The sequence below is a fragment of the Flavobacterium sp. RHBU_24 genome, from assembly GCF_046613695.1.
GTDB lineage: Bacteria > Bacteroidota > Bacteroidia > Flavobacteriales > Flavobacteriaceae > Flavobacterium.
This window is the reverse complement of record NZ_JBKJHD010000034.1, coordinates 1-9,906: the sequence shown is the minus strand read 5'-3', so window position 1 is coordinate 9,906 and position 9,906 is coordinate 1. Positions and strand designations below refer to the sequence as shown.

The following is a 9,906-nucleotide window of genomic DNA, read 5'->3' as shown; positions in this document are numbered from 1 at the left end:
AATCTCATAAAGAATGGGATTTAAAATCACGACTGAAATTCGTAATTCGTAATTCGTAATTCGTAATTAAAAAAAATGAAGCCTTCTGCCTATATACCCCTTTTGCTCTTAGGCGCTGCGGCGGCCTACTATTTTTACCCCGGCAAAAAACTACCCGAAGGTACCGTTATAGACCGGCTGGTGGTATATAAAGCCCGGCGGCTTATGCTGGCCTACAGCAATGGCAGGCTGGTTAAAACCTACACCATTGCGTTAGGCTTTAACCCCACCGGGCACAAAAAGTATGAGGGCGATGGCCGCACACCCGAAGGCACCTACATTATCAACGCCCGCAATGCTAATAGCAGCTACCACAAAAACCTGGGTATAAGCTACCCTAATGATACCGACAGGGCATTTGCCAAATCAATTGGTAAAGAACCCGGCGGCGACATCAAGATCCACGGCCTGCGCAACGGGCGCGGCGCAATAGGCAAATTCCACAGCTGGAAAGACTGGACACACGGCTGTATTGCAGTTACCGATACCGAGATCGATGAGCTTTTTGCAGCAGTAAAAGATGGGGCAGTAATCGAGATTTTTGCGTGAAATTATCTGGCTTGCTATAGCCAAGAGCAATTTGAAACAAACTTAACTTGTTACCCTGCTAAATTTCCGCTCAAAAACAGGGCTTACGATAAAAAAGCCCAGGAAACCCGCGTAAAGCACTAACAGCATTGCGTTGCCTATCCAGAAATAAAAGGTTAGCGCCATTTCCTGGTTTACAAGAAAATTAAACGGCAGGAAAAAAATCGAACTTAATGTAAAATTGATAAGCAGCCCTATGGTTAACGGAAATTTCTCAGTGCGTGCCCTGTTGTATTTCATTTTTTCATACAGGTACAACAGGCAGTAAATAATGATGCAGAAGTTATCGGCTATCTTACAATATGGCTGAAAATCCTTTATTGTAACCTGGTGCAGTATAAAATTATAAAAAAACTCCCCCACTATATAGGCCATGGCAAAAGCACCGGTTACTAACGGTAAGGCACGGAAATTTTTAAAAAAATGAATGTTAAACAGGGCTATAAAAAAGCCAAGTTCTATCATGCAGTAAATAGGCAGCATGATGTGGTTATTTTTTAAAATAGCCCCTATATAATCTGATGCGAACTGGCACACCAGCATCAAACCAAAATATACCAAAAGGTACCTGCCGGTAACACTAAGCCTTTTATAAAAAATAAGTCCAAACAAAAAGCCAAGTATAAGCACCACTATATAAATTTCGCCTACATACTTCCAAAGTTCATTTAACATACAATTGTGCTATTATACTAAAAAATGTTATCTTGCCTGTGCCAAGCGCGGGTTTTTACGGGCATTTTTATACATTTCAATAATTAAAAAAACATAAAAGGCATGGAGTAAAAATAAATTCGAAATCCAAAAATAGTACTTTAAGCCACTGGTTTCATTAACTAAGAAATTAAAAGGGAGATAAAATATAGTACTTATTGTAAAATTAATTAGCACCCCTATATTGAACGAAAAGTTGTCCCAGCGGGATTCATTATAGGTTGTCATTTTCTCTAATAGATAGGTGAGCGAAAAAATGATAATAACAAAATTATCTACCACTTTAGCATACGGCTGATATTCTTCCGGCGATACCTGATGGTAGATAAAATTATAAATAAATTCATATAAAATAAAGCCAATGCCAAGGGTGCCCAAAACTGTGGTAAACATGTGCCGCTTCTTAAACAAATATTTTATATATAAATATATAAATAAGGCCAGTTCGAATAGGCAATATAGAGGGAATATCATGTGATTTGACCCAAAAGTCATTCCCACATAATAAGATAATAGTTCAGTAATAAGCAGTAAGGCTATATAGAAAACTATAAATTTTCTGATGGAATCTAGTTTGCTGAAAAAATAAATACCTGCAACTAATCCAAATATTAACAATCCCTCGCTACAATCAGCCAGTAAGTTTACGAGCCCTTTTAAATCCATTAACTACAGCGTTAATAAATAATAGTTTGACACTACCGCAGATGGCCCCATAGGCGGTATTGGGCGCGAAAAATCCTCAAATACCAGTGCGTGCGTTTGCTCAACATTGGTAATAATTAAATCAGCCACAAAACCGGTTGGGTTACCCAGCTCGGCCACAAGCGCCATATTAGCCAGGGTTTCATCTGAGTCAAAATCAATAACATCCACCTCAAACAGCTGAAAAATGCCATCCGTGGTTTTAGATTGCTTAGGTAGCCAGGTTTTATAATTGTTTTTCCAGGCATCCATACGTGCCTGTGCTTCGGCGCGGTCTATTTCGTTTCCGCCGCCTATTCCCGAAACCATTAATTTACACGGCTGGGTATACCGTTCAAAATCGTTCCTGTGCTCTACTGTATCAAAAACATCGGGTATGGCAAAAAAGTAAATATCTGTATTGTGTATGCCGGCATACATGTGTATGTATTTAGAACCTTCGGCCACTTGCTTGGTATAAGGGAAATAATATTTATCCTTAAAGCACTTTACTATATAAGGCACATCGTTTACAATTTTTGTACGCCATTTATCCATAGCGGCAATAATCATTTCTCTGGTAAAAACTACCGGGCCTGTGTTAATTTCTTGTTCCATAAGTTGGTAAGGATTTAGGTTTAACAAAAATTTTGTAAGCGTAAAGTTATAAGATATTTTTATAAATCACCATAGTTCGGTAATCAAATAATGATTATATAAAATTAGAGCCAAAAAATAAACTGATTTTATAATTCTGCAGGAAAATACTATAACACACAATAATTGCAACTAATTACATTTGCCGTGTGTGCAAACTTTGATTAAAACTACATGATTTATTAAGAAAATCTATGTAACGCAATCCCTCCTTATTTATAAGGGGGGATTTTTTATTTGTATTTATTCGCCATTTTAACTTGCATTTTAATATAATGGTTGTATATTTGCACTCGAAACATCGCGGGGTAGAGCAGTAGGCAGCTCGTCGGGCTCATAACCCGAAGGTCACTGGTTCGAGTCCAGTCCCCGCTACTTAGTTAAAAAACCCGGCTAATGCCGGGTTTTTTATTTATAGCTGGCGAATGTATAAATTGCTAATGTAATGGAATTTGTTGTCTACGTCTTATATTCTGATAAACATAATAAAACCTACGTTGGCTACACGTCAGACCTAATATCGCGGTTAAATTCTCACAACAAATTTGCAACTAAGGGCTACACAATAAAGTTCAGGCCATGGAAGGTTATTTATATCAAATTTTATCAGGATAAAAAAAGTGCTATGAACCGTGAAAAGTACCTGAAAACCGGTACGGGAAGAGATTTTATAAAAACCCTGCCACGATAAGGAGGGCTTATATCCGCCGCGGCGGACACTGGTTCGAGTCAAGTGTCCGCTACTTAGTTAAAAAACCCGGCATTAGCCGGGTTTTTTATTTAGCTGCCGAATTTTATCCGGAATAAAAAAAGTGCCATGAACCGTGAAAAGCACCTGAAAACCGGTACGGAAAAATCATACCTGGTCAAATACTATCTTAAAATAAGCATATACTCATTTACTCCCAACAAATTCTTATTTAACAAAAACTTTGCAGCTTTAATTGCCAACTTTGTACAGAGGAATCCTTTAAATGCAATTAACACTAAAATGACTAGTATGAGAATTTTAAATTTTATCGCCGGCTTAGCAATGCTTATGGCAGGTACAGGCTGCTCAGACGATGATGCAGTTTCAAATGTAAACGGCAATGCAACCGCAATTACAAACAACATGAAATCAGGCACGTGGCGTATAACGAACTATGTAGACAGCGGCAATAACGAAACATCCGATTTTACCGGCTATAACTTCGACTTTAACGATAACGGCACGCTAACGGCAAGTAACGGCGCAAATACCTACAGCGGATCATGGCTGGTAACGGACAGCGATTCATCAGACGATGATAACGACAGCAGCGATATTGACTTTAACCTTGCGTTTACCGCGCCGGATTATTTTGCAGAACTTACAGACGACTGGGATGTGGTAGAGCGCAGTGGTACCCGTGTGGTATTGCAGGATGTAAGCGGAGGCAACGGCGATACCGATTATCTTACTTTTGAAAAAAATTAATTTTTTTTAATTTTTAGGGTATTAAATTGTTGCCTGTCTATAAATTCTCGGCCACACCCGCCAAATTCTAAATGACTGTTGTGCAGGTTTTTAATGGCGAGTATATTTACAGTGCATTGTAAAAGGTGTAATCTTAACGGATTTAGGTGGTTTCCGGCTCGTAAAGGGCCGGATTTTTTATTTATATCCTTTAACTTCAAAATCAAATCCTTAAATTTGCACCTCTATAAATGATAGCTGATTATGTTTGATAATTTAAGTGATAAATTAGATAAGGCGTTCCACATCCTTAAAGGGCATGGGAAAATAACCGATGTAAACGTAGCCGACACCCTTAAAGAGGTGCGCCGCGCGTTGCTTGATGCCGACGTTAACTTTAAGATAGCCAAAGATTTTACTACCCGCGTGCGCGACAAGGCCATAGGCGAAAACGTGCTTACCACGCTACAGCCGGGCCAGCTGATGGTAAAAATAGTAAAAGACGAACTTACCGAGCTTATGGGCGGCGAAACCGCGGGTGTAAACCTGAGCGGCAACCCCACGGTAATACTAATGAGTGGCCTTCAGGGTAGTGGTAAAACCACCTTCTCAGGCAAGCTTGCGAATTACCTTAAAACCAAAAAGAACAAAAAACCACTGCTTGTAGCGTGTGATATATACCGCCCTGCGGCCATTAACCAGTTGCACGTGGTGGGCGGACAGATAGGCGTAGAAGTGTATAGCGAGGAAGGCAACCGCAACCCCGTGGAAATAGCCCAAAACGCCATAAAACATGCCAAGGCTAATGGCTTTAACGTGGTTATTGTAGATACCGCCGGCCGCCTTGCTGTAGATGAGGAGATGATGAACGAGATAGCTAACGTTCATAAAGCCATACAGCCGCAGGAAACGCTTTTTGTTGTAGACTCTATGACCGGCCAGGATGCCGTTAACACTGCCAAGGCGTTTAACGACAGGCTGAATTTTGACGGCGTTGTGCTTACCAAGCTCGACGGTGATACCCGTGGTGGTGCGGCCATTACCATTAAATCGGTAGTAGATAAGCCTATCAAATTTGTGGGTACAGGCGAAAAGATGGAAGCTATAGACGTGTTCCACCCGAGCCGTATGGCCGAGCGTATCTTAGGCATGGGCGACGTAGTGTCGCTTGTAGAGCGCGCCCAGGAGCAGTATGACGAAGAGGAAGCACGCAAGCTGCAAAAGAAGATTGCTAAGAACGAATTTGGTTTTGACGATTTCCTTACCCAGATACAGCAGGTAAAGAAAATGGGTAACATGAAAGACCTTGTAGGCATGATACCCGGCGCAGGCAAAGCCCTTAAAGATGTAGAAATTGAAGATGATGCCTTTAAGCACATCGAAGCCATAATATACAGCATGACCCCGGGCGAGCGCAGCAAACCAACTGTGCTTGACGCCAAGCGTAAAAACCGTATTGCCAAAGGATCGGGCACCAGCGTACAGCAGGTAAACCAGTTGCTGAAGCAGTTTGACCAGATGAGCAAAATGATGAAGATGATGCAGGGCGGCGCCGGCAAAAACCTGATGCGCATGATGGGCGGCATGAAGGGGATGCAGGGGTAAGCAGCGAAGCTGTTATTGCAGTTTCAAGTTTAAGGTTTCAGGTTGCTCACTCAAACGTGAAAAACGGTAACCTTAAACGTAAAATAAAAAAACAAAACAACAACACACAATAACTAACTACGCAGGGTTTTAAGATAAGAATAAGTAACCTGAAACTTTAAACCTGAAACCTGAAACAAGATGAAGTTACTCGACGGAAAAAAGATATCGGAAGATATTAAGAATGAAATTACCATTGAGGTAAATAAAATGAAAGCCAATGGCGAAAAGGTACCGCACCTGGCTGCGGTGCTTGTGGGTAACGATGGCGCAAGCCTTACCTACGTGGGCAGCAAGGTTAAGTCCTGCGAAAAAGTGGGCTTTGAAAGTACGCTGATAAAACTGCCCGCTACCATTAGCGAAATTGAACTATTAAAAAAGATAGAAGAACTCAACCAGAACGATGATATTGACGGGTTTATCGTGCAGCTGCCGTTGCCCAAGCAGATAGACGAGCAAAAAGTGCTTATGGCGATTGACCCAAGCAAGGACGTAGACGGTTTTCACCCTGAAAACTTTGGCAAGATGGCGCTGGACATGACTACATTCATTCCCGCTACCCCCTTTGGTATACTGGAGCTGTTAGAACGCTATAATGTAGAGACGGCAGGTAAACATACGGTCGTTATTGGCCGCAGCCACATTGTAGGCCGACCTATGAGCATCCTTATGGGCCGCAAGGGTTTCCCGGGTAACAGTACCGTAACCCTTACGCACAGCCATACCAAGAACATCAGCCAGATAACCACACAGGCGGATATTATTATCACAGCCCTTGGCGTACCGAATTATCTTAAAGCCGAAATGGTGAAGGATGATGTGGTGGTGATAGACGTAGGCATTACCCGTGTGCCTGATGAAACTACTGAGAAAGGCTATAAAATTACCGGCGACGTTGACTTTGAAAACGTAAGCAAAAAAGCCAGCTTTATCACACCCGTACCGGGTGGTGTGGGCCCTATGACTATAGCGATGCTGCTTAAAAACACGCTACTGGCAAGGGAAATGAGGAAGCTGAATAAATAGATTTAAATGAATTTATATTTGAATCCCGAAGTTATGCTTCGGGATTTTTTATTTAGTCCACCGGCCAGGTTACATAGGTGATGTCTGTATCGATGCCTTTCCATCTAATTTTCAATGTATCTTTTTTAAGGAATGTAATTTCACCATCCTCTATATAGTGCTCGTAAAATATCGAAAGCTTAGTACCCAGCAGTAAGAACGGCATGTCACCATCACCATCGTAATCGGCTAAATAGAAGGATTTGTTAGAAATCACAAAATCCGCAGCGGGGCCATTTGGGTCGGTTGTCCAGATATTGTATAACAGTGTAGTATCAAGCTTTGTTTTTACAAAGCTGTGTTCGGGGCGTTTTATAGAGGTATAAGGTGCGTCACTGTTGCGGTCATATTTTAAAAACTCAGCTTCAGGTGAACTTTCAACCGTAATTGAATGTGATTGTTTGCGACTATTTGTGCTTTCAGGAGCTTTCCCCCTACCCTGGCACGAAAACATTAAAATTGAGGTAATGAGATATATAAAAGGCTTCATAAAGTGCTTGTTTAGTAGGTAAAGATAGTATTTGTAAGCAAAAAATCCCGGGCTCGCTACCCGGGATTTCTTAGTGAAAAAAATATCGAAAATTAAGGATGCAATTACTCTTTAATAACTTTTATAGTTTTAGTAGCGCCTTCGCTGCTAAGGTCAAGCAGGTATATACCGGCAGGAATTCGCTCAACATTAAGCGTTGCGTCGGTACCCGCTATGTTTTGCGTAAGCACTTTTTGCCCGGTAATGGTATACAGCACTGCGGTATCTATAACATTGCCGTTGCTAATACTAATAGTGTTAAGCGCGGGGTTAGGGTAAACACGCAGGCTGTTAAAGCCATATTGGTTCACGCCCGCCGGTGTTTGGGTTGTAAAGGTAACACCTTCACTCCAGTCGCTCCATACCCCGCTGCAAAATGAGCGTACATAAACTGTATATACTGTTTCCGGGGTAAGCGGAAAATAAGTAGGCGCGGTAGTGGTTGTGGTTGTAGGCCCCGGTTGCGCCTCTGCAGTGCCAGGCTGTACCGATATCTGGTAAAACTGCACCGGGTCGCCTGTGGTAACGGCATCCCAGCTTAGCGTGGCCGCAGTAGTAGTAATATCTGTAACCTCAAGGCTTTCGGGCACCACGCACGACCATACATCAATATCTATATTGTCTATATAAAGGCTGCCTTGGGAAGCATCCGAATATACATTGAAACCAAAATAATATACCCCGCTTTCAGCAGCATAAAAAGGCCCTGTAGTAACCGTTGCCGCAGCTGCCCCTGTAACCTCTTCGTAGGTTGCTATGAGAGTAGCCATGCCCTCGGCTGTTGCCGCGCTGCCCATTGATATCTTGAATTTTTCGGTAGTATCGGCACTGTTGTTGCCATACTTATACGTTATTTTGTAAGGCTGGCCGGCCTCAAGCTGCACACCTTTGGTAAAGTACCAGGCATTAGCCGCTTCGGTAGTGCCTTCATAAACAAGGGTATTACCCGTAAAGCCGTTGCCGGGATTGTTTACCGTTACCCAGTTGTTTCCTGTTTCGCCTGCTAAGGCCAGGTTACATTCCGGTATGGCGGGTGCGGTAACCGACTCAAAATCCTGCAGATACGGCACGGTGGCAAAAGTATCGCACAGTGGCGTGGTAAAGGTTACGCCCTCGCTCCAATCGCTCCACACGCCTGTACAAAATGAGCGTACATAAGCCGTGTAAACTGTTGCCGGAATAAGCGGAAAGTAGGTAGGCGCGGTAGTGGTTGTGGTGGTAGGCCCCGGTTGCGCCTCTGCAGTGCCAGGCTGTACCGATATCTGGTAAAACTGTACCGGGTCGCCTGTGGTAACGGCATCCCAATTTAGCGTGGCCGCAGTGGTAGTAATATCTGTAACTTCAAGGCCTTCGGGCACCACGCACGACCATACATCAATATCTATATTGTCTGTATAAAGGCTGCCTTGTGAAGCATCCGAATATACATTGAAACCAAAATAATATACCCCGCTTTCAGCAGCATAAAAAGGCCCTGTAGTAACCGTTGCAGCGGCGGCCCCTGTTACCTCTTCATAGGTTGCTATGAGAGTTACCATGCCCTCTGCTGTTGCCGAGCTGCCCATTGATATCTTAAATTTCTCGGTAGTATCGGCACTGTTGTTGCCATACTTGTAAGTGATTTTGTAAGGCTGGCCGGCTTCAAGCTGAATGGCCTGCGTAAAGAACCATGCGTTAGCTGCCTCTGCATTGCCGGTATAGGCAAGGACGCTGTCTTCAAACCCGCTGCCGGGGTTGTTTACCGTTATCCAGTTGTTTCCTGAACCCGCATTTACCGCAACGGTACAGTCTGGCAGCGCCGGTGTGGCAACCGATTCAAAATCGAGGGTATACTGCGGGCTTACCGCTGTACAATCCTGCGCCAGGAGCCATTGGCCGCAAAGCAGCAGTGCCAATGTTAAGTAGGTTTTTTTCATAATAGTGTTTGTTGATAATTTCAAACAGCAATATAACTACTTAATGTATAGATAATTAACCAATAAGTAATATTACAAATTAGCATGGCATTGTGTTATAACGCACCCTGTAATCGTAATAGTGGTAACGTTTATCACAAAAACAGCTTTTTATATATGGTTATTACTATAAGAAAAATGATCACAATAAATATATCTTATGGTTAAAACGACCATTAATCAGCGAAAAATGCGCATTTGAAGGTTTTGCACATTTTATTTAACAAATAAATAATGGTTTCAACAAACATTTGTTTGATAATGAAGCATTAATCATTATCTACCTTATAGCCCAGCGTTACCAGGCTTTCAATGGTAAGGGTAAAGGCTTTTTTATGTGTACCAAAGGGCAGCCTGGGTTTAAGGTGTGCCACTTCGGTTTTGTTACCGGTATCATATAAGTAGGCGTCAACCTGGTAACGCACGTTTTCGGCAGGGTTGTAAATGGTGTTGCCGGCTTCAATATCAGTATCTTTAGTGATTTTTATCATCCTATAAAGATAGGGTATATTAGTGGATATTAGTGGTAATAATGAAAACCGTTCTAACCCCAACACGCAAGAATTTTAAAGGAAATAATTTCTACCTTTAAT

General features: G+C 42.3%; 11 protein-coding genes and 1 tRNA gene. 6 read left to right on the top strand and 6 right to left on the bottom strand.

What is annotated here, in order from left to right; genetic code table 11:
• Positions 1-75 precede the first annotated feature (75 nt).
• A complete protein-coding gene (locus tag ACLI09_RS17755; protein WP_411420991.1) occupies positions 76-588 on the top strand; it encodes a L,D-transpeptidase family protein in 513 nt (170 codons plus the stop codon).
• Between the two features lie 42 nt (positions 589-630).
• On the opposite strand, the gene ACLI09_RS17750 is transcribed toward ACLI09_RS17755, so the two are convergent.
• Genes ACLI09_RS17750 through ACLI09_RS17740 form a run of 3 tightly spaced genes read right to left on the bottom strand, consistent with a single transcriptional unit; the run spans position 631 to position 2,643 of the window.
• On the bottom strand, positions 631-1,302 hold the full coding sequence (locus ACLI09_RS17750; protein ID WP_411420990.1) for a hypothetical protein: 672 nt from the start codon (positions 1,300-1,302) through the stop codon (positions 631-633).
• 27 nt (positions 1,303-1,329) lie between these two features.
• A complete protein-coding gene (locus tag ACLI09_RS17745; protein WP_411420989.1) occupies positions 1,330-2,007 on the bottom strand; it encodes a hypothetical protein in 678 nt (225 codons plus the stop codon).
• 3 nt (positions 2,008-2,010) lie between these two features.
• Entirely contained in the window at positions 2,011-2,643 is a 633-nt protein-coding gene (locus ACLI09_RS17740; protein ID WP_411420988.1) for a hypothetical protein, read from the bottom strand.
• A 341-nt stretch (positions 2,644-2,984) separates the two neighbouring features.
• Between ACLI09_RS17740 and ACLI09_RS17735 the strand changes: the two genes are divergently transcribed.
• The 5 genes from ACLI09_RS17735 to ACLI09_RS17715 all read left to right on the top strand — a co-directional run bounded on the left by ACLI09_RS17735 (position 2,985) and on the right by ACLI09_RS17715 (position 6,790).
• Positions 2,985-3,057: transfer RNA gene (locus ACLI09_RS17735), tRNA-Met, on the top strand.
• Between the two features lie 70 nt (positions 3,058-3,127).
• On the top strand, positions 3,128-3,373 hold the full coding sequence (locus ACLI09_RS17730; RefSeq protein ID WP_411420987.1) for a GIY-YIG nuclease family protein: 246 nt from the start codon (positions 3,128-3,130) through the stop codon (positions 3,371-3,373).
• Positions 3,374-3,682: 309 nt separating this feature from the next.
• Positions 3,683-4,141 carry a hypothetical protein gene (locus ACLI09_RS17725; RefSeq protein ID WP_411420986.1) on the top strand — a complete coding sequence of 153 codons (459 nt, stop codon included), beginning with the start codon at positions 3,683-3,685 and terminating at the stop codon, positions 4,139-4,141.
• A 243-nt stretch (positions 4,142-4,384) separates the two neighbouring features.
• Positions 4,385-5,725, top strand: coding sequence for a signal recognition particle protein (ffh, locus tag ACLI09_RS17720; protein WP_411420985.1), 1,341 nt, complete (start codon positions 4,385-4,387; stop codon positions 5,723-5,725).
• 180 nt (positions 5,726-5,905) lie between these two features.
• On the top strand, positions 5,906-6,790 hold the full coding sequence (locus ACLI09_RS17715; RefSeq protein WP_411420984.1) for a bifunctional 5,10-methylenetetrahydrofolate dehydrogenase/5,10-methenyltetrahydrofolate cyclohydrolase: 885 nt from the start codon (positions 5,906-5,908) through the stop codon (positions 6,788-6,790).
• A 52-nt stretch (positions 6,791-6,842) separates the two neighbouring features.
• Here ACLI09_RS17715 and ACLI09_RS17710 read toward each other — a convergent pair whose 3' ends face one another.
• The 3 genes from ACLI09_RS17710 to ACLI09_RS17700 all read right to left on the bottom strand — a co-directional run bounded on the left by ACLI09_RS17710 (position 6,843) and on the right by ACLI09_RS17700 (position 9,804).
• Positions 6,843-7,319: a hypothetical protein gene (locus ACLI09_RS17710; protein ID WP_411420983.1), complete on the bottom strand. Its 477-nt coding sequence runs from the start codon at positions 7,317-7,319 to the stop codon at positions 6,843-6,845.
• Between the two features lie 104 nt (positions 7,320-7,423).
• Positions 7,424-9,274 (bottom strand): fibronectin type III domain-containing protein, encoded by a 1,851-nt coding sequence (locus ACLI09_RS17705; RefSeq protein WP_411420982.1) that lies wholly within the window; start codon positions 9,272-9,274, stop codon positions 7,424-7,426.
• Positions 9,275-9,582: 308 nt separating this feature from the next.
• On the bottom strand, positions 9,583-9,804 hold the full coding sequence (locus tag ACLI09_RS17700; protein ID WP_411420981.1) for a hypothetical protein: 222 nt from the start codon (positions 9,802-9,804) through the stop codon (positions 9,583-9,585).
• Between the last annotated feature and the right edge of the window lie 102 nt (positions 9,805-9,906).

Excerpts from the sequence above, each read along its gene's own strand:
- ACLI09_RS17755 (WP_411420991.1), top strand. The coding sequence starts at position 76 with ATGAAGCCTTCTGCCTATATACCCCTTTTGCTCTTAGGCGCTGCGGCG.
- ACLI09_RS17750 (WP_411420990.1), bottom strand. The coding sequence starts at position 1,302 with ATGTTAAATGAACTTTGGAAGTATGTAGGCGAAATTTATATAGTGGTG.
- ACLI09_RS17745 (WP_411420989.1), bottom strand. The coding sequence starts at position 2,007 with ATGGATTTAAAAGGGCTCGTAAACTTACTGGCTGATTGTAGCGAGGGA.
- ACLI09_RS17740 (WP_411420988.1), bottom strand. The coding sequence starts at position 2,643 with ATGGAACAAGAAATTAACACAGGCCCGGTAGTTTTTACCAGAGAAATG.
- ACLI09_RS17730 (WP_411420987.1), top strand. The coding sequence starts at position 3,128 with ATGGAATTTGTTGTCTACGTCTTATATTCTGATAAACATAATAAAACC.
- ACLI09_RS17725 (WP_411420986.1), top strand. The coding sequence starts at position 3,683 with ATGAGAATTTTAAATTTTATCGCCGGCTTAGCAATGCTTATGGCAGGT.
- ffh (WP_411420985.1), top strand. The coding sequence starts at position 4,385 with ATGTTTGATAATTTAAGTGATAAATTAGATAAGGCGTTCCACATCCTT.
- ACLI09_RS17715 (WP_411420984.1), top strand. The coding sequence starts at position 5,906 with ATGAAGTTACTCGACGGAAAAAAGATATCGGAAGATATTAAGAATGAA.
- ACLI09_RS17710 (WP_411420983.1), bottom strand. The coding sequence starts at position 7,319 with ATGAAGCCTTTTATATATCTCATTACCTCAATTTTAATGTTTTCGTGC.
- ACLI09_RS17705 (WP_411420982.1), bottom strand. The coding sequence starts at position 9,274 with ATGAAAAAAACCTACTTAACATTGGCACTGCTGCTTTGCGGCCAATGG.
- ACLI09_RS17700 (WP_411420981.1), bottom strand. The coding sequence starts at position 9,804 with ATGATAAAAATCACTAAAGATACTGATATTGAAGCCGGCAACACCATT.